The organism is Streptomyces scopuliridis RB72 (assembly GCF_000718095.1).
Lineage (GTDB): Bacteria > Actinomycetota > Actinomycetes > Streptomycetales > Streptomycetaceae > Streptomyces > Streptomyces scopuliridis.
Map to the genome: position 1 here is coordinate 210,146 of NZ_JOEI01000013.1, position 18,197 is coordinate 228,342.

The following is an 18,197-nucleotide window of genomic DNA, read 5'->3' on the forward strand; positions in this document are numbered from 1 at the left end:
CGACAACCGGTCCGCGCTGAGCGGCTGCCCGCGCTGAGCCGCTGACACAGCTGCTGACGCACCGGAAAAACGGCCGTCCGGCGACCGCCTCCCCGTCGCCGGACGGCCCCTTCGCCGTATCCCCGACCTCTCCCTGATCCCCTGATCCCGCACATCCGAGGAGATCCCGCGTGAAACGCCCGCCCCTGCGAAGAGCGGCGACCGCCGTCCTCGCCGCCGCCCTGTGCGCGGCGCTCGTGCCCGCCCTGCCCGCCGTCGCGTCGGCGGCCGAGCTGCCCGCCGTGTCCGCGCCGCCCGCCCCGCCGTCGGACGCCCGGCTCGCCGCCGAGCCCGCCCGCCACGATCTGACCCGTGAGCAGTTCTACTTCGTCCTGCCCGACCGGTTCGCCAACGGTGACAGGACCAACGACCGCGGCGGACTGACCGGTTCGCGGACCGCCACCGGATACGACCCCACCGACAAGGGCTTCTACCAGGGCGGCGACCTCAAGGGCCTCACCGACAGGCTCGACTACATCAAGGGGCTCGGCACCACCGCGATCTGGCTCGCGCCGATCTTCAAGAACAAGCCGGTGCAGGGGGAGGGGAAGGACGCCTCGGCCGGCTACCACGGCTACTGGATCACGGACTTCACGCGGGTCGACCCGCACTTCGGCACCAACGCCGAGCTGACGAAGCTGATCGCCGAGGCCCATGACAAGGGCATGAAGGTCTTCTTCGACGTCATCACCAACCACACCGCCGACACCGTCGACTACGCGGAGAAGCAGTACGGCTACCGGCCCAAGGGCGCCTATCCGTATCTCGACAAGGACGGCCGCCCCTTCGACGACCGCGGCGACGGCGCGCGTACGGACTTCGCGAAGACCGACGCGGACTCCTTCCCGTACACCCCCGTCGTGCGTACGGGCGAGACGAAGGTCCCCGCCTGGCTCAACGACCCGATGATGTACCACAACCGCGGCGACTCGACCTTCGCGGGCGAGAGCAGTGAGTACGGCGACTTCTCCGGGCTGGACGATCTGTGGACCGAGCGTCCCGAGGTCGTCTCAGGGATGGAGAAGATCTACGAGAAGTGGGTACGCGACTTCGACATCGACGGCTTCCGTATCGACACCGTCAAACACGTCGACATGGACTTCTGGACGCAGTGGGCCACGGCGCTCGACGCGTACGCGGCGAAGCGCGGCCGGGACGACTTCTTCATGTTCGGCGAGGTCTACTCGTCGGACACCGCCGTCACCTCGCCGTATGTGACCCGGGGGCGGCTGGACGCCACGCTCGACTTCCCCTTCCAGGACGCGGCGCGCGCCTACGCCTCGCAGGGCGCGCCGGCCGAGCGGCTCGCGAAGGTCTTCGCCGACGACTACCGCTACACCACCGACAAGGCCAACGCCTATGAGCAGGTGACCTTCCTCGGCAACCACGACATGGGCCGGATCGGCACCTTCCTCGCCCAGGACAACCCGGGGGCCGGCGACGCCGAGCTGGTCGCGCGCGCCCGGCTCGCCAACGAGCTGATGTTCCTGTCCCGGGGCAATCCGGTGATCTACTACGGCGACGAGCAGGGCTTCACGGGCGCGGGAGGCGACAAGGACGCCCGCCAGACCCTCTTCGCCTCGAAGACCGCCGACTATCTGGACGACGACCAGCTGGGCACGGACCGTACCCACGCCTCGGACGCCTACGACCCGGCACACCCGCTGTACCGGTCGATCGCCGCGCTCTCGAAGCTCACCAAGGCCCACCCGGCGCTGCGGGACGGAGTCCAGACCGAGCGGTACGCGAAGGATTCCGTCTACGCCTACTCCCGTACCGACTCCCGTACGGACGCGAAGGCGCGCACCGAGTACGTCGTCGCCGTGAACAACGCCGCCGACGCCAGGACCGTCGAGATCCCGGTCGGCTCGGCCACGGGCACCGACTTCCGTACGCTGTACAGCGGTTCGGGCTCGGAGGCCGGTACGGTACGCGCCGGGGCCGGCGGCACGGTCAAGGTGACCGTCCCCGCGCTCTCCTCGCTGGTGCTGAAGGCGGCGAAGCCCCTGGCCGCCCCCGCCAGCAAGCCCGCGATCACCCTCAAGGCCCCCGCGCCCGGCGCCACCGGCACCGTCGAACTGGCCGCGGAGGTCACCGGCGGACAGCTCAACCGGGTCGTCTTCGCCGCCCAGACCGGCAACGGCGCGTGGCGGACCCTCGGCACCGCGGACCACGCGCCGTACCGGGTCACCGACCACGTGGACACGGCCGCCGGAACGCCCCTGCGCTACAAGGCCGTTGCCGTCGACAGCGCGGGCCGCACCGTGAGCGCGACCGCCGCCTCAACGGCGGGACAGACGCCCGCGCCCGAGAAGCCGGCCGCCGTCGAGCGCGACTACGCCGTCGTCCACTACCAGCGGCCCGACGGCGACTACGAGGGCCGGCAGTTGACGTCCGGCTCCACGACCGCCGCGTTCACCGGCCGGGACGCCTACGGCGCCTTCGCCTGGATCAAGGTCCCCGAGGGCGCGGCCGGTCTCCCGTACACCGTGGAGAAGTCCGGCGCCCCGGACGACGGCCCGCAGCGCACCGTCGATCTCGCGCGTACCGGCGAGGTCTGGATCACCCAGGGCGGGGACGGCCAGTCCGAGCGGGCGCCCGACGGCGCCTATCCGCCGCAGGACACCACGAAGGCGACCGTCCACTACCGGCGCGCGGACGGCGACTACGCCGGCTGGGGGCTGCACACCTGGACGGGCGCGGCCTCGCCCACCGACTGGTCGAAGCCGCTCCAGCCCGTACGGGAGGACGCGTACGGCGTGACCTTCGAGGTCCCGCTCGCCGCCGGTGCCACCTCGCTCAGCTACATCCTCCACAAGGGCGACGAGAAGGACCTCCCCACCGATCAGTCCCTGGACCTGGCGACCTACGGGAACGAGGTGTGGCTGCTCGCCGGTCAGCCGAAGTACCTGCTGCCGCAGTCCGGTTCGTCCCCGAGCCTCGATCTCACGAAGGCCGAGGCCCAGTGGATCGACACCAACACCGTCGTCTGGAAGGTGAAGGCGACCGCTGCGACCAGCCAGCAGCTGGTGTACGCGCGCGACGGCGGCATCACCGTCGAGGACGGCGCGCTCTCCGACGAGGGGCAGTGGCTGCGGCTCTCGCCGTCCGCCCTCACCGACGCGCAGAAGGCCGCGTACCCGCATCTCAAGGACTATCCGGCCTTCACCGTGGACGTACGCGACCGGGACAGGGTCCGCGCGTCGCTCTCCGGGCAGTTGATCGCCACCCAGCGGGCCGCCAACGGCGCGCTGCTCGCGGCCACCGGCGTCCAGACGCAGGGCATCCTCGACGACCTCTACAGCGACCGGGCGGTCAAGGCGTCGCTCGGGCCGGTCTTCACCCGGGGCCGTCCCGTCCTCTCCCTCTGGGCACCGACCGCGCAGCGGGTCGCCCTCGAACTCGACGGCCGTACGGTCCCGATGAAGCGCGACGCTGCCTCCGGCGTCTGGTCGGTGACCGGCGAACGGAGCTGGACGGGCAGACCGTACCGGTACGCCGTGACGGTCTGGGCGCCGAGCGTCCAGAAGGTCGTCACCAACAAGGTGACCGATCCCTACTCGACCGCGCTCACCACGGACTCGGCCCGCAGCCTCGTGGTGGACCTGGCCGATCCGAAGCTGGCCCCCCAGGGCTGGTCCGCGCTCAAGAAGCCCGCCGCCGTCCCGCTGCGCGACGCGCAGATCCAGGAGCTGCACATCCGCGACTTCTCGGTCGCGGACCGCACCTCGGACCACCCGGGCCGGTATCTGGCCTTCACGGACCGCGAGTCCGACGGAATGAAGCATCTGGCGCGCCTGGCGGATTCCGGCACGTCGTACGTCCATCTCCTGCCCGCCTTCGACATCGGCACGATCCCGGAGCGCGCCTCCGAACAGGCCACCCCTGGCTGTGACGTGAAGGTGTACGCGCCCGACTCGGCCGAACAGCAGGCGTGCGTGGCACAGACGGCCGCGAAGGACGCGTACAACTGGGGCTACGACCCGCTGCACTACACCGTGCCCGAGGGCTCGTACGCCTCGGACCCGGAGGGGACCCGTCGTACGGTCGAGTTCCGGCGGATGGTGCAGTCGCTGAACGGCACCGGGCTGCGCACGGTCATGGACGTCGTCTACAACCACACCGTCGCGAGCGGACAGGCCGACAAGTCCGTCCTCGACAAGATCGTGCCCGGCTACTACCAGCGGCTGCTGGCGGACGGCTCCGTCGCCACCTCCACCTGCTGCGCCAACACCGCGCCCGAGAACGCCATGATGGGCAAGCTCGTCGTGGACTCGGTCGTCACCTGGGCCCGGGAGTACAAGGTCGACGGCTTCCGCTTCGATCTGATGGGCCACCACCCGAAGGCCAATATCCTGGCCGTACGGAAGGCGCTGGACGCGCTGACCGTGGCGAAGGACGGAGTCGACGGCAAGAAGATCATCCTCTACGGCGAGGGATGGAACTTCGGCGAGATCGCCGACGACGCCCGCTTCGTCCAGGCCACCCAGAAGAACATGGCCGGGACCGGAATCGCGACCTTCTCCGACCGGGCCCGTGACGCGGTGCGCGGCGGCGGCCCCTTCGACGAGGACCCGGGCGTCCAGGGCTTCGCCTCCGGTCTCTACACCGACCCCAACTCCTCCGCCGCCAACGGCACGCCCGCCGAGCAGAAGGCCCGGCTGCTGCACTACCAGGACCTGATCAAGGTGGGGCTGACCGGCAATCTCGCGGACTACACGTTCACCGACACCTCCGGCCGTACGGTGCGCGGCTCCGAGGTCGACTACAACGGCGCACCGGCCGGCTACGCGGCCGTCCCCGGCGACGCGCTGGCCTACGCGGACGCCCATGACAACGAATCCCTCTACGACACACTCGCCTTCAAGCTGCCGCCGTCGGTACCGGCCGCCGACCGGGCGAGGGCGCAGGTCCTCGCGATGGCGACCGCCACGCTCTCCCAGGGCCCGGCCCTCTCCCAGGCGGGCACGGACCTGCTGCGCTCCAAGTCGCTGGACCGCAATTCGTACGACAGCGGCGACTGGTTCAACGCGATCCACTGGGACTGCCGCGACGGCAACGGCTTCGGCCGGGGACTGCCGGCGGCCGCCGACAACGAGGACAAGTGGCCTTATGCCAAGCCCTTGTTGACGGCTTCGGCGCTGACGCCCGGCTGCGCGCAGATCAACGGCGCCTCGGCCGCGTACCAGGATCTGCTGCGGATCCGGGCCACGGAGCCGGAGTTCAGCCTCGCCTCCACGGACGCGGTCCGGTCCGCGCTGACCTTCCCGCTGTCCGGACCCGGTGAGACGCCGGGCGTCATCACCATGCGGCTCGGTGATCTGGTCGTGGTCTTCAACGCGACCCCGACGGCGCGGGACCAGCGGGTGGCGGAGCTCGCCGGACGGCCGTACGCGCTGCACCGGATCCAGGCCCGGGGAGCGGACCGTACGGTCAAGGAGTCCCGTTACGAGCCGGGTTCGGGGACGTTCACCGTGCCCGCGCGGACGGTGGCGGTCTTCGCGGCGCAGGGGGCGTGAGCGGTATGAGCGGTTTCGGCGTCGTGGGCGTGTGAACCCGGCCGTACGGGCAACTCGTTAGGTATGACGTCCACCGACGCGCATCCGGAGAAGGCCCGGAGCCGTACGCGGCTGTCCCGGTGGGGCAGCCGCGTACGGGTGCCGCTCGCACTCGTCGTCGTGGCCGCGCTGCTGTTCGCCGGCAGTCGGCTCGATCTGCTGCCCGGGTTCGGTGATCTCTTCGGTGAGGAGACCAACGACCGCACGGGACCGACCCTGCTCGAATCCATCCAGGACCTGGACCGGTACGAGGCGGCCTCCGGCAACTTCCAGGTCGTCGTCGACCTGGAGAAGGACGCCAAGTATCTGCCCGACGCGATCCGCGGCACCCGCACCCTCTATGTGGGCGCCGGCACCGTCTCCTCCTATGTCGACTTCAGCGGCCTCGGCGAGAAGAACGTCCAGGTCAACGAGGAGCGCACCGCCGCCACGATCCGGCTGCCCCACGCGCGGCTCGGCGAGCCCGCGATGGACCCGGAGCGCTCGTACGCCGTGTCCAAGGAACGGGGGCTGCTCGACCGGCTCGGGGACCTCTTCTCCGACAACCCGGCCGACGAGCACGCCGTGAACAAGCTCGCCGCCCGCCATATCGGGGACGCGGCCAAGGACAGCGAACTCACCGCGCGCGCCGAGAAGAACACCACCGGCATGCTCCAGGGCCTGCTGCGTTCCCTCGGCTTCACGGAGGTGACGGTGGTCTACGCCTGAGGAGGAGGACGGCTTTCTGTGCGGTGGTTCGTTGTCCTGTTCGATGGGGTTGCCGATGACGGTGCGGGGCGGGGGTGGGGATGGTGGCGGGGTTTCGGGCTGTGGCTGTATCGGTTGCTGGTGGGTGAGAAGGGTACGAAGCGGGCTCCGGGCGGGTACCGCTCGCGGCGGGAGTGGCAGTTCTGCCGTCGCCTGAGCGTGTGGCGTCGGCCGTACGCACTGCGATCCTGCCCCCTCTGATACCGAGACGATCGTGTGATCCTCGGCTGACCACCTGATGACGGACAGGTCCCTCGCAGAGACCTCCGCCCCCGCTGCGACACGGCTCACCCCTCCGGCAGCGCCCGCATCGCGGCCTCGGCGAGACGGCTGGCCGCCTTGCAGTTCTTCGCGTCGTCGAAACCGTCCGCCGGGCCCAGGAACCAGACGCGGAGGGCGGGGGCGGCCTTCCCGGACTCGCCTGCCGGGTCGGTCGCTCCCGTCGTGTCGACGGAGATCTCGCAGGCCGTGGACTGTACGGCGCGGCGCGCGCGTAGACCACCGACAGTCGTCTGCTCGCCCACTTCCATCACGTAGTAGCTGCTCATCTGGAGCTTGCCGTCGGCGGATCCGTCGACCGGCGCCGTCCACTCGCAGTCGTCACTCGCGCCCGCCGCCGAATCGCTCTCCAGCTTCTTCACACCCAGCAGCTTGGCCATGGTGTCCTCGGACAGGAGCGTGCACAGATTCGTTCCGTGCAGTTGTCTCGCGCCGATGGGACCCGAGTCGTCGCTGGATGAGCCCGAGTCGCCGCACGACACGGCTGCCGCGAGGCACAGCAGCGTGGGCAGGATGAGAACGAGGGGACGAAGACGCACGGCAGCTCCCTTGAACAGACCTGCTTTTCAGGTCGGTTGATCTTCGCATCGCAGGTTGCCGATCATATGTGCGACATGACGGGAACGCCTTGACTCTTCGACTACCTGGCAGGGAAGGCCAGTTCGGCGTGCTCACGCCACGTGACCACGGCCTTGCCGCAGGCGTGTGGCCCTGTTTCACATGGCGTACGCCCTCGGCCGTGTCGGCGGCCAGGGAGTAGGTCCGGTCGGCCACCGCTGCGACACTTGCCCGCAGAGTCCTCCTGGACGTCCCCCTCCGATCCGCCCTTGCCCCCTGGAATTCGCCTTCCCGCTCCTCCAGCCGTGCCAGCACCGCGCCGAGGGTGAGCTGATCCCCGGCTTCCCGGGCAGTGAGTGCACCCCGAGGAACTGAAGGTGTCATGAATCGCAACGACCCGGGGGCGAAGTTCTGGAGCCTTCTCCGGTGCGATGGCACGCGGAAGATGACACGTGGCACGCGTTCGGCTTCGATTGGGTCGACGGACTGGGTTCCGACTTCGCTCCGGACTCACCGGATCTCCCCGCGATCGTTGACATCCTCAACCGGATCGGGGAACTGGATCTACCCGAGATAGCCCGCGACTGGCCGGAGACTCGCTGGAACCGCTTCGCCGCGGATGAGGGCGACGCCCCTCACTTCCAGGGCGAAGCAGTGCTCTACACCGATATCAACCCGAGCAACCTCCTCATCGGAGATCGGGGCACGTGGGCGGTCGACTGGTCGTGGCCCACTTGCGGCGCGGCGTTCATCGACCCCGCCTGCCTGGTTGTGCAACTGATCTCGGCGGGACACGATGCCGAGAGCGCCGAGTCCTGGGCGTCCGGTTGTGCGGCCTGGATGGACGCGGACCCGAAAGCGATCGATGCGTTCGCCGCCGCCATGTCGCGTATGCATCGTGCCTTCGCTGAGCGCAAGCCCGATGCGTCGTGGCTCAGGGCCATGGTTGAGGCGGCCCAGTCATGGGCCTCTCACCGCGGCGTGGCCGTTCGAGCAGCCCCCTGAGCCACGCGAGAAGTCGCCGGCCATCCGGCCTCGTGGTCTACGCCTGAGCCCGCTGGGCGGGGAGTCCCGTACTCAGCATCGTGAGCCGGCCGAGCAGATCGCCGAACGCGCCGTCGGCCGGCTCGTCGGCGACGATCCCCAGCAGGATCGCCGCCATCTCCTCGTCGTACGCGGCGCTCACGGCGGCCAGCGCGGCGAAGTCGTGCACCAGCTGCAACTCCAGCTCGCCGCGCGGGACGCGGCGCCCGTCCAGCCAGATCAGCGCCGTCGTCTCGGCCAGCGACACCCAGGACCGTACGAGCAGCTCCAGCCGCGCGGGCGGGTCCCCGACCCCGAGATGGGCCAGGATCTGTTCGTACGCGGCCTGCCGCACCTCGTCGATCATCGCGTTGGCCGTCGAGGAACCCACGGCGGGGCCGCTGCGCATCAGCGCGAAGAAACCGGCGCCGTGCTCGTCGACGAAGTCGAAGAAGCGCCCCATCACCCGGAGCAGCCGCGCCCCGAGGGGCCCTTCGCGCGGCTCCAGGAAGCGGGTCGCCAGATCGTCGGCGGCGCGGCGCACGGCGGCCTCGTACAGGTTCTGCTTGCCGGGGAAGTAGTGGTAGACGAGCGGACGGGAGATACCGGCGGCGGCGGCGATCTCGTCGATCGAGACATCCTCGGGGGAGCGGCGGCTGAACAGCTCCAGCGCCACCCCGATCAGCTGCTGCTTCCGCTCTTCCACGCCCATCCTGCGGCGCACCCCGGTCGTCATACGAACAGCCTAACGGGCGGTCCCCGGCGGGTGTCCGTTACGCTCCGGACCATGAGCGCATCTGACCAGGACGAGGCCATGGACACGTCGGCACCGGAGCCCTACGACGGCGGTCTGACGCCTCGTCAGGCGCGCGCGGTGCGGATCGCGTTGGCGTCGGTGCTGCTGGTCGGTCTCGCCGCGCTGCTGGCCGTACGGCTCGCGGAACGGACCTCGGTCCTGGTGGTCGGGGTGTACGGGCTCGCGATGATCCTGTGCGGTGTGGTGATCGAACTGAGCCGCCACGGCCGTACGCGGCTGGGCACATGGCTGCTGGGCGCGGGGCTGGTGGCGGCGCTGGGAGCGGACTGGCTGCTGCTGCCCTGAGGTTGGGGGCGCGGGCGCTACGGGACCACGTCCGGGGGCCGTCAGCGCAGCGCGTCCACCCGCGTCCCGTCCGGGGTCCTGCCGTACAGCTCCGCCTGCGCGCCCTCCTCCGCCCGTACCGCCAGCAGATTCCCGGGCGCCTTGCCCCGCACCCCGCCCGACACCTCGACCGAACCCAACGTCCCGCTTCCGGCGGCCAGCACGTACCACTTCCCGCCCCGCGACTTCCACAGCACGCCCGCCAGCACCCGTGACTCCCGTGCCCCGCAGGCCGGTGAGTGCTCCGCGCGCGCCGCGACGGCCCCGGGCGCCGTGGTCTCCGACGGCGCCTGGAACTGCGCCAGTACGCGGCTCCCCGGGCCCCGCCAGGTCTCCGCGCGGGTGCAGAGCCAGGTCGCGGTGCCATGGGACTCGGGCAGCGGCTGGCGCGCGTACGGCCAGGAGTTCACGGACCGTACGCCGTGGGAGCGCATCGCGGGCAGCAGACAGGCGGTCCTGGCCCAGGCGGCACGGTCGGCCGGGGCCGATACGTCCCCGGGGGCCGACGGCGGCCCCGACGTGAGCCGGGCGGGGGTCAGTTCGCCGAGGTCGGTGAGCAGCCGGTCCGTGGCGCCGTCGCTTCCGAGGTTCGTGCCGTCGCCGTCGCCGGGGCTCGCGCCGCCGTCGCTGCCGTCCCGCACGGAAAGCGTGTCCCAGGAGCGGCAGTCGCGGGCCATCGCAGGGCTGGCCAGCGGATCGGTCACCCCGTCCGCGTCGCGCCGCAGGGGCCGCGCGGGCCCCGCCGGGTCGAGCAGATCGCGTACCGCCGTACCGCGCACCCATGGCGCGGTCAGATAGCGCACATTGCCGTCCGAGCGGCCCACGACCAGCGCCCCCGCGGCGGCGGCGTTCGCGCCGTCGACCCGCGCGAAGTCGAGGGCGGCCACTCCGTCGCCGCCGCCGGCCGCGGGCTCCGCGTACCGCACGACCCGCAGTCCGTCATGGAAGAGCACCACCCGCGCCGCGTCCACCGTCCCCGCGTACAGCAGCTGCGGCGACCCCATCGGCGGGCCCGAGGGGGTGGCGGGCGTCGCCGAGATCTGTACGGAGGCGCCGGGCGCGGCCCAGGCCCTCAGCGCCCGGCCCAGCAGCGCGCGGTCCTCGGCCAGCGGCCCGCGCGCGGGCCAGACGGAGAAGTCCGTACGGGCGGAGGTCCGCCACGCGGCGGGCGCGATCCGCCGCACCCTGACCGGGTCGAGGGCCGACGCGACCGCGGCGTTGTGGCCGTACGCGGGATCCGCGTCGTCGTCCGGGCCCCAGCCGCCGCCCGGCAGGCCGAGGAGCGTCCCGCACACCAGCAGGGCCGCGCCGGCGGCGAGCGCGGCCCTGCCGTACTGGCGGCGGCGCATCAGATCGGTGGGCCTGGCCTGGAGCGAGCAGGGGTCGAACTCGGGTGAGCGCAGCAGCTCGACGGGGTCCGCCGTGCCGATCCGCTGATCCGCGGCGTCGGCCGCCTCGGAGAGCGCGGTCTCCGTGTCCTCGGCCCCGGCCGCGTGGAGCAGCCGGCGTACCTCCTCGTCGGTCAGCAGCTCCAGACCGCGCAGCGCGAACGCCGCGCGTGCCGGTCCCGAGAGGCCGGAGAGCCGCTGGTCCAGGGCGAGTTCGTCGGCGCCGCCCGAGCGCGGGAACAGCCGCAGCCCCCATACGTGCGGCAGCAGCGGCGGCAGTTGGGCGCGCCTGGGCCGGGCGAGCCGGCGCAACGGCCGCCCGGCGTCCAGCGCCTGGCGCAGCACGCGCTCACGTACGTACGCGTACCCCGGGTTCCGCCCCGCACCGGTCGCGGTCCGGCCTCCGGCTCCCTCGGTGCCGCTCTGCGCGGGGATCGCGGACCGCTCGGCCACCGCCGCCGTACGCCCGCGCGGCAGCGAGCGCTGCACGAGCGCGTGCGCGGTCAGTACGCGCCGGTTGCGGCCGAGCGACGGCGGCAGCACGAGATACGCGAGGCGTACGAGCCGGGTGTAGTGCTCGACGAGCGCCGCCTCGGCCTGTTCGACACCGAGGGCACCGAGGGCATCTCGGGCGGCGGGGGGAGCCGCGTCGGATACGGACGTATCCGCGGGAACGGCTGTGGATGTGGCGGTCGAGGCGGTGTCGGCGCTGTGTGGGGGCACGTTGAACTGAACGAGCGATTGGTCCGATGGTCACCCCGGAATCCGGCCGTTCCGCCGCGCGGCGACCGGGTGTCGGGGGACGATGGCCGTATGCGTACAGAACGATCCCTGGTGGTGCTCGCGGCCCTGGCCCTGACGTTGACGGCGGGCTGCGCCGGCAATGACGAAAAGGCTCCCACGACACCGGAAACGGCGACGGGGAGCCTTGAACAGATCGCCTCGAAGGCGGAGTGCGAGCCGAACATCCAGACCGACGCCGACGAGTTGCGGCAGGGCAACTGCACGACGGACGACGGGAAGTACGTGCTGGTCACCTTCGCCACCGACCGCGGTCTGCGCGAGTGGATCAACGAGGCCAAGGACTACGGCGGTTCGTATCTCGTCGGCAGGAAGTGGGTCGCGGTCGGTGACGACAAGGTGGTGACGGCGCTGCGCGGCCGGCTCGGCGGGACCGTGGAGGCCGGCTCGTCGCACCACTCGGGGGGAAGTGGTGGCGGTGGGGGAGACGAGGGGCACTCCGGTCACCACACGGGCTGACCGCGCAGCGCGGATATGGGGGGACGGGACGGGTTCGGAACGTGAGGGGCGGGGGCCCCGGCCGGGGACGAGGCCGGGGCCCCCGGGCCGGTTCGGCGCGCGACGGGCCGGTGCCTCAGGCGGCCGGCCTCATGTGCACTTGCGTCCGCCGTTGATGCAGTTCACGACCTTCTTCATCAGGTTGTCGTCGAAGACGTTGATGAAGTCGCCGTGGTCGGTGATGGGCTTGTGCAGCTGCTCCGGGAAGGAGTCCAGGGCGAAGCCGGGCCCCGGCGGTACGTCGTACACCACGCGCTGCTGGAGCTGCGGGATCGCCTTGAAGCCGTTCTGGCAGCGGCCGTTCTGATCGGCGAACGCCACATGCGTGCGGTGGTTGGCACTGTCGGCGTTCTGGCCGTCCCAGCAGCTCTGGAACTTGAAGCTCCGGACCACCTGGCTGCCCTCGGGGCAGATCGGGTATTTGTCCTTGAGCTGGCGGTCCTCGAATCCGGTGCAGCTCCATGAGGCATTGGCATTGGCGTCGCCATTGGTGAATGCCTTGGCGTCACCGGTGATGATCCGCAGGAACCGCGGCATGGCGGTGACCTTGGACTTCGCGCTGCCCGCGAAGGTCAGCGTCACCTGGGACGGCGTCTGGATCTCACCGACATTGCCTTCCTTGCCGCCGCCGTCCACATTGGCGTCGGCTTCGTCCTGGCCGTTCTGGAGGCGCAGCACCGGCCAGTAATACGTGGACTTGTCGCCCTGATTACGGCAGCTGGTCTGCGCGGCCGCGAGAGAGTCGTCGGTCGCGAACGCGTCATTGGCCTGGTTGCCGACATAGTCGTGCATATGGTGAGCGCCATTGCTCACACCCGGGGCGACGATGACATTGTCCGAATTGAACTTTCCGGCCTCGTTGACACCGCAGTCGGTGGTGAAGGTGCCCTTGGAGCCGCCGCGGGCGGTCCTGGCCTTTTTGACATTGGGCTGGACGGTGGTGATGTCGACGAAGTCGGAGGCCTCGGGGCCGTTGCCGGCCTGGCCGCCACCGTTCTGACCGCCGCCGTCCTGACCGCCGTCCTGACCACCGTTCTGCCCGTCGCCCTGGCCGCCGTCCTGGCCCGGGTCCTGACCGCCGTTCTGGCCATCGCCCTGACCACCGTTCTGCCCTGGGTCCTGGCCGCCGTTCTGGCCGTCACCCTGGCCGCCGTTCTGACCACCGTTCTGGCCCTGGCCGCCCTCAGCGGGGGAGTTGCCGGCCCGCAGGGTGCAGGGCGCGAGACCCTCCAGCCCCTGTGGCCGCTCCGCCACCCTCCCGATCGAGAGGGCGATCCGCTCAAGAGTGGCCGCCCGCTTGTCCTTCAGCGGATTGAGAATGGCATTGTCGGCGAATTGCGGATCCCGCTCGATCTGGGCCTTCTCATCGGCGAACCGTTTGTACGCCTCGGTGATCTGGCTGTCGATGAGGGCAAGATTCCGGTCGACCTCGGGACGCGCCGCGTCCGGCACGTTCGCCAACTGATCCTGGGTGGCCACATCCGGGCAGTCGATGGTCGACACCGACTGTCCCGCATTCTGGCTCCGGGGGGCGGACCGGTTGGAGTCGCCCTCACCCGCGGATGCGTAGACATTGACCGCTACCAGCCCACCCCCGCCCAGGAGCAAGGCAGCCGAGGCGACAATCGCCCGGTTTGCCAGTGTGGAGCGTTTTCTCGATGTGCGTGGCATGGAACTCCTCAAGCTTCGTCGCCGGTTACGGGAAAGCGCGGCAGGGGAGAAGCGAAGCGCTCCGTTCCATACGGACCTCGGCTGAGGGGTGTTCAGCCGCCGGGGGAATTCATAGAAACCTCCAGCGTCAAACCGGGCGGATGCCCGCCAATCACCTGCCGTGGTCCAGATAGGCGAGAACCGCCAGGACCCGGCGGTTGTCGTCGTCCGACACCGGCAGATCCAGCTTGGCGAAGATGTTCGAGGTGTGCTTGGCCACCGCCCGTTCCGTGACGACGAGTTGGGCGGCGATGGCGGCGTTCGAGCGGCCCTGCGCCACCAGCTCCATCACCTCGCGCTCGCGCGGGGTCAGCCCGCCGATCGGTTTGTCCCGCGCCCGCCGGGAGAGCAGCTGCGAGATCACCTGGGGATCCATCGCCGTACCGCCCGCCGCGACCCGGCGTACCGCGTCGATGAACTGGTCCGCGTCGAAGACCCGGTCCTTCAGCAGATAGCCGATGCCGCCGTTGCCGTCCGCCAGCAGCTCGCGCGCGTACAACTGCTCGACGTGCTGGGACAGTACGAGGACCGGCAGACCGGGCCGGGCGCGGCGCGCCGCGAGCGCGCACTGCAGGCCCTCGTCCGTGTGGGACGGCGGAAGCCGGACGTCGACCACGGCGACATCCGGCTCCAGCTCCGCCAGGGCCCTGGTCAGTTCGGGCCCGCTCTCCACCGCCGCCAGGATCTCGAAGTCGTACGCCTCCAGCATCCGGACCAGACCGTCGCGCAGCAGGAAGAGATCTTCGGCTAGGACAACTCGCAAGGGATCTCCATGGTGACCATGGTGGGACCGCCCGCTGGACTGCTGACGGCCAGGACGCCGTCGAATGTACCGAGCCGGCGTTCGAGCCCGCTCAGCCCCGAGCCGGTGCCGATCACCGCGCCCCCGCCGCCGTTGTCCGTGACGGCGATCCGCAGCATCCCTCCGGTGTGTGAGACATCGATCCACGCGCGGTCGGCGCCCGCGTGCTTGACCACATTGGTCAGCGCCTCGCTCACCGCGAAGTACGCGGCCGACTCGACCGGGGCGGGCGCGCGGCCCGTCAGCTCCACCTGCACCTCGATCTCCACGGGGAGCCGCAGCGCCAGCGCCTTGACGGCGTCCCCGAGACCGCGCTCGGCCAGTACGGGCGGATGGATGCCCCGTACGAGATCGCGCAGCTCGGTGAGCGCCTCGGCGGAGGACTGCCGGGCCTTGCCGATCAGTGCCTTGGCCTTGGCCGGGTCCTTCTCGATGAGCGCCTCGACGGTGCCCAGATCCATGCCCACGGCGACCAGCCTGGCCTGCGCCCCGTCGTGCAGATCGCGCTCGATACGGCGCAGTTCGGCGGCCGACGTGTCCACGGCGTCGTGCCGGGACTCGGTGAGCCGCTCGATCCGCAGCGCCATCTCCTGGTCGGTGCCGGGCGCGAGCAGCGCCTTGGCCAGCAGGAAATGGCCGCGCAGCAGATCCGCGTTGTAGCGCACCCCGAGTCCGAACAGGACCGCGCCGAGGCCCGCCGCGGCGAGACCGGTCGCCTGGCTGTCGACGGGGACGAACGCGTACCAGTACCGGTCGTCGGTGAACACCCGCCACAGGCCCGCGGCGAGTACGAACCCCTCCACCGCGTAGAGGAGCAGGGCGCACGACAGGAGGGCGGTGATGAAGCCCGCCGTCATGTCGACCAGCAGCCACTGGAGATCACGCCAGGTCGCCGGGTCCTTCAGCATCAGGGAGCAGCGCTCCACCCGGCCGGTGACGCCGGTGCGGGCGTCCGCCGGGAAGGGGCGGTACGGGACCGGGATCCGTACGCCCGACCACCGCGCGGCCAGCAGCCGGCGCTGATTGGCATGCGCCCTGACCATCGTCAGTACCGCGGGCGTGGTGAAGACCCCGAAGCCCAGCACGATGAAGACGAGGGAGAGCACCGACAGCACGAAAAGCGTGATCGACCCGGCGAGCGAGACGACGGACAGCATCAGCCCCCGCCCGGCGGACACCAGCGGGCCCGGCCTCTTCGTACTGCTGTCCATGGCGTTCGTCTCCCCTTCGCGGCCGGACGGCCCGACGGCCCCCCGGCGGTCCGACCCCCGGACCTGGCATCAGTCTGACCGGCACGGTCCGGCGGCGGCAGCCGGTCGGCCCCCGGACCGGGGTGGTGCTGGATACACCCCGGGACGGTGCGATGGGCATCCGGTATCCGGCGTCGGGCGTCGGGCGTCGGGCATTGTCAGTGGTGCCTGGCACGATCGTCGCAGCGGGATGAACGGGATGTGGAACGACCAGGGGGCAGACCATGGGTACGTGGGACACCGGCCACTTCGACAACGACGCCGCGGTGGACTTCTCCGCCGACCTGGACGAAGTGACCGTCGAGCGGCGGACGGAGATCGTACGGGCGGCGCTGCTGCGCGCGGTCGGCGGGGACGGCGGGGACGGCGGGGACGCCACCGGAGGCCCGCTGGACGGTGAGGTGGGGGCGGCCGCCGTGGCCGCGGCGGCGCTGGTCGCCGCGCAGTGCCCCGGCGGACCGCCCGTGGAGTCGGTGTACGGCCCGGAGGAGCCGCTGCCCCGGCTTCCCGAGGAGCTGAGGGAGCTCGCGCTTCTGGCCCTGGACCGGGTGAGCCTGGCGGGGTCCGAGGTGCGCGACCGCTGGGTCAAGGCGGACGGCGAGAACGGCGCGTGGCACCACGGAATGGCCGAGCTGCGCGCGGCGCTGACGGCGGCGATAACGGGTCCGGGGGGCAGTGACTGATCCGGAAACTCACGGAGTCAGCGAGCCGGGTCGACTCGCCCCGGGCCAACTGCCGTACCACTGCCGGCCGGGCAGCCCGTCAGACTCGGGCGATGAACTTGACCTCGACCAGAAGCTCGCGGAAGGCGAGCCGAGGGGTGCCGATCATGGTGCTCGCCACCTGAGGGTCCGGCCGGCCGTAGGCTTCCTTGCGCACCGGCCCGGCCGCGGCGTCGGCCGCATCGACATCGACGGCGTAGATGACTTCCTCGACGACATCGTCCAGCGATGCGCCGAAACGCTGGAGCAACTCCGCCGCGTTGGCATAGCACTGGCGCAGCTGCTCGCCCGTGTTGGCGAAATCGGTGACCAGTCCGGCATCATTGACCGGAGCGGGGGCAACGAGTTCCGTCCCGTTGTGTGCCACCTGGCCGGAGAGGTAGATGGTATCGCCGCGCTTGACCGCTTGGACGTATCCGTAACTTTCTTCCCAGGGGACTCCGAAGCTTTCGACCTGATGTGCGTTGCTCATGGTGTTCCGATCGTCCAAAGTGCGTTCCGTCAAGACCGCTCAGACGATAGGGGAGCCAGGTCGGGGGGAACCAGAGGTGGTTGTGCCACTTGCAGCAAGGATCGTGCCAGAACCGGGCACCACGGGAGACAAGGGAGCGTCATTGCGATCCAGAGATGGCGAGATGGTTGTCGCGATACTCGCGGTGCCGCGCGTATACGCGCTGGACGTCAGCATTCCGGCGCATGTGTTTGGTCAGCATCCGGGTTATCGAGTCTTTGTGTGCGGGAATCACGATCTCGACCCGGCCGCCGATTCGAGCGACGAATCGTCGCACGTCGATGTGGCAGCGGACATCAGGCCGACGCACTCGCTCTCCGATGTGGAGGACGCCGATATTGTCGTGGTTCCGGGCTACGCAGATCCGCATCTCCCCGTACCGGAGGATTATCTGAAGGCGCTGCGGATCGCCGTCGAGCGGGGTGCCCGTGTCGTCGCCATCTGCACAGGTGTATTCGCGCTCGCGGCCGGCGGAATACTGAACGGAAAGGCGGCGACGACACATTGGCGCCATACGGAGCAGCTTCGGGTGATGTATCCCGGAGTCGACGTCGTCGAGAATCGACTGTTCGTCGAGGACGGGGCAATTCTTACAGCCGCGGGCGGGGGCGCGGGGATTGACGCATGTCTCCATGTCGTCCAGACGGATTTCGGGACCACTGTCGCGGACGGCGTGGCGAAGGATGTCGTCTTCTCTTCTGTCCGTGGTGCGAACGAGCCACAGCACATGGACGTGCTCACCCCTCCTCGCGACAGTCTGCGTGCGACGCGGGAGTGGGTGATCGAGAACATGGGGTCGTCGATCACCGTGCAGCGGATGGCGGACCACAGTCTGCTTTCGCGGCGAACCTTCATTCGCCGTTTCGCGCGTGAGACAGGAATGCCTCCCATGCAGTGGGTCGCGCTGCAGAGGATTCTCGGTGCGCGCCGGCTCCTTGAGGCCTCCGACTGGTCTGTCGAGAGGATCGCCGGAGCGACGGGTTTCGGCACGGCCGCGAATTTCCGGACGATCTTCCGAAGAGAGGTGGGAGTGACGCCGACCGCCTACCGGAAACTCCATGGACCGACGACGAGTCTCACCGGCTCACGCCATGCCCCCGGTTCGCGGGGTCAGGGCCGCACAGCCAGCCGTTGATGGCGAAGCGGCTGTCCGCGTGCTGCTTGCTGGGG

The 18,197-nt window shown here is 70.3% G+C and carries 14 protein-coding genes; 7 read left to right on the forward strand and 7 right to left on the reverse strand.

Features of this window, described 5'->3' with window-relative positions; genetic code table 11:
* Positions 1–170: 170 nt before the first annotated feature.
* Together pulA and IF11_RS0118420 are read left to right on the forward strand one after the other, a co-directional pair.
* The gene (pulA, locus tag IF11_RS0118415; RefSeq protein ID WP_030352719.1) at positions 171–5,558 is read left to right on the forward strand and encodes a pullulanase-type alpha-1,6-glucosidase; all 5,388 of its coding nucleotides are present in this window, start codon (positions 171–173) and stop codon (positions 5,556–5,558) included.
* Positions 5,559–5,621: 63 nt separating this feature from the next.
* Positions 5,622–6,305: a DUF4230 domain-containing protein gene (locus tag IF11_RS0118420; RefSeq protein WP_030352720.1), complete on the forward strand. Its 684-nt coding sequence runs from the start codon at positions 5,622–5,624 to the stop codon at positions 6,303–6,305.
* A 326-nt stretch (positions 6,306–6,631) separates the two neighbouring features.
* Here the strand turns inward: IF11_RS0118420 and IF11_RS0118425 are convergent, their stop codons facing one another.
* The gene (locus IF11_RS0118425; RefSeq protein WP_030352721.1) at positions 6,632–7,162 is read right to left on the reverse strand and encodes a hypothetical protein; all 531 of its coding nucleotides are present in this window, start codon (positions 7,160–7,162) and stop codon (positions 6,632–6,634) included.
* A 445-nt stretch (positions 7,163–7,607) separates the two neighbouring features.
* Between IF11_RS0118425 and IF11_RS0118430 the strand changes: the two genes are divergently transcribed.
* On the forward strand, positions 7,608–8,186 hold the full coding sequence (locus IF11_RS0118430; RefSeq protein WP_240627690.1) for a protein kinase: 579 nt from the start codon (positions 7,608–7,610) through the stop codon (positions 8,184–8,186).
* 37 nt (positions 8,187–8,223) lie between these two features.
* On the opposite strand, the gene IF11_RS0118435 is transcribed toward IF11_RS0118430, so the two are convergent.
* Positions 8,224–8,940, reverse strand: coding sequence for a TetR/AcrR family transcriptional regulator (locus IF11_RS0118435; protein ID WP_030352723.1), 717 nt, complete (start codon positions 8,938–8,940; stop codon positions 8,224–8,226).
* A 51-nt stretch (positions 8,941–8,991) separates the two neighbouring features.
* Here IF11_RS0118435 and IF11_RS0118440 point away from each other — a divergent pair, with 51 nt between their 5' ends.
* Positions 8,992–9,306 (forward strand): hypothetical protein, encoded by a 315-nt coding sequence (locus tag IF11_RS0118440; protein ID WP_030352724.1) that lies wholly within the window; start codon positions 8,992–8,994, stop codon positions 9,304–9,306.
* A gap of 41 nt (positions 9,307–9,347) precedes the next feature.
* On the opposite strand, the gene IF11_RS0118445 is transcribed toward IF11_RS0118440, so the two are convergent.
* Positions 9,348–11,456 carry a hypothetical protein gene (locus IF11_RS0118445; protein WP_078490759.1) on the reverse strand — a complete coding sequence of 703 codons (2,109 nt, stop codon included), beginning with the start codon at positions 11,454–11,456 and terminating at the stop codon, positions 9,348–9,350.
* A gap of 90 nt (positions 11,457–11,546) precedes the next feature.
* Here IF11_RS0118445 and IF11_RS0118450 point away from each other — a divergent pair, with 90 nt between their 5' ends.
* Positions 11,547–11,993, forward strand: coding sequence for a hypothetical protein (locus tag IF11_RS0118450; protein ID WP_030352726.1), 447 nt, complete (start codon positions 11,547–11,549; stop codon positions 11,991–11,993).
* A 129-nt stretch (positions 11,994–12,122) separates the two neighbouring features.
* On the opposite strand, the gene IF11_RS0118455 is transcribed toward IF11_RS0118450, so the two are convergent.
* The 3 genes from IF11_RS0118455 to IF11_RS0118465 form a co-directional block, all read right to left on the reverse strand.
* Positions 12,123–13,703: a DUF1996 domain-containing protein gene (locus IF11_RS0118455; RefSeq protein ID WP_030352727.1), complete on the reverse strand. Its 1,581-nt coding sequence runs from the start codon at positions 13,701–13,703 to the stop codon at positions 12,123–12,125.
* Between the two features lie 151 nt (positions 13,704–13,854).
* Positions 13,855–14,505 (reverse strand): LuxR C-terminal-related transcriptional regulator, encoded by a 651-nt coding sequence (locus IF11_RS0118460; protein ID WP_030352728.1) that lies wholly within the window; start codon positions 14,503–14,505, stop codon positions 13,855–13,857.
* Positions 14,490–15,755 carry a sensor histidine kinase gene (locus IF11_RS0118465; protein WP_030352729.1) on the reverse strand — a complete coding sequence of 422 codons (1,266 nt, stop codon included), beginning with the start codon at positions 15,753–15,755 and terminating at the stop codon, positions 14,490–14,492. Before IF11_RS0118465 ends, IF11_RS0118460 begins: the two co-directional genes overlap by 16 nt.
* Before the next feature lie 263 nt (positions 15,756–16,018).
* On the opposite strand from IF11_RS0118465, the gene IF11_RS0118470 reads away from it, so the two are divergent.
* The gene (locus tag IF11_RS0118470) at positions 16,019–16,477 is read left to right on the forward strand and encodes a DUF4259 domain-containing protein (RefSeq protein ID WP_030352730.1); all 459 of its coding nucleotides are present in this window, start codon (positions 16,019–16,021) and stop codon (positions 16,475–16,477) included.
* Positions 16,478–16,556: 79 nt separating this feature from the next.
* On the opposite strand, the gene IF11_RS0118475 is transcribed toward IF11_RS0118470, so the two are convergent.
* The gene (locus IF11_RS0118475; RefSeq protein ID WP_030352731.1) at positions 16,557–16,988 is read right to left on the reverse strand and encodes a Rid family hydrolase; all 432 of its coding nucleotides are present in this window, start codon (positions 16,986–16,988) and stop codon (positions 16,557–16,559) included.
* A gap of 163 nt (positions 16,989–17,151) precedes the next feature.
* Here IF11_RS0118475 and IF11_RS0118480 point away from each other — a divergent pair, with 163 nt between their 5' ends.
* Positions 17,152–18,162 carry a GlxA family transcriptional regulator gene (locus tag IF11_RS0118480; RefSeq protein WP_051746035.1) on the forward strand — a complete coding sequence of 337 codons (1,011 nt, stop codon included), beginning with the start codon at positions 17,152–17,154 and terminating at the stop codon, positions 18,160–18,162.
* Positions 18,163–18,197 lie beyond the last annotated feature (35 nt).

What these genes read in the sequence shown, in the direction of transcription:
- IF11_RS0118455 (WP_030352727.1), bottom strand. Translation starts at nt 13,703, where the DNA reads ATGCCACGCACATCGAGAAAACGCTCCACACTGGCAAACCGGGCGATT.
- IF11_RS0118475 (WP_030352731.1), bottom strand. Translation starts at nt 16,988, where the DNA reads ATGAGCAACGCACATCAGGTCGAAAGCTTCGGAGTCCCCTGGGAAGAA.
- IF11_RS0118465 (WP_030352729.1), bottom strand. Translation starts at nt 15,755, where the DNA reads ATGGACAGCAGTACGAAGAGGCCGGGCCCGCTGGTGTCCGCCGGGCGG.
- IF11_RS0118420 (WP_030352720.1), top strand. Translation starts at nt 5,622, where the DNA reads ATGACGTCCACCGACGCGCATCCGGAGAAGGCCCGGAGCCGTACGCGG.
- IF11_RS0118480 (WP_051746035.1), top strand. Translation starts at nt 17,152, where the DNA reads ATGGTTGTCGCGATACTCGCGGTGCCGCGCGTATACGCGCTGGACGTC.
- IF11_RS0118435 (WP_030352723.1), bottom strand. Translation starts at nt 8,940, where the DNA reads ATGACGACCGGGGTGCGCCGCAGGATGGGCGTGGAAGAGCGGAAGCAG.
- IF11_RS0118470 (WP_030352730.1), top strand. Translation starts at nt 16,019, where the DNA reads ATGGGTACGTGGGACACCGGCCACTTCGACAACGACGCCGCGGTGGAC.
- IF11_RS0118440 (WP_030352724.1), top strand. Translation starts at nt 8,992, where the DNA reads ATGAGCGCATCTGACCAGGACGAGGCCATGGACACGTCGGCACCGGAG.
- IF11_RS0118450 (WP_030352726.1), top strand. Translation starts at nt 11,547, where the DNA reads ATGCGTACAGAACGATCCCTGGTGGTGCTCGCGGCCCTGGCCCTGACG.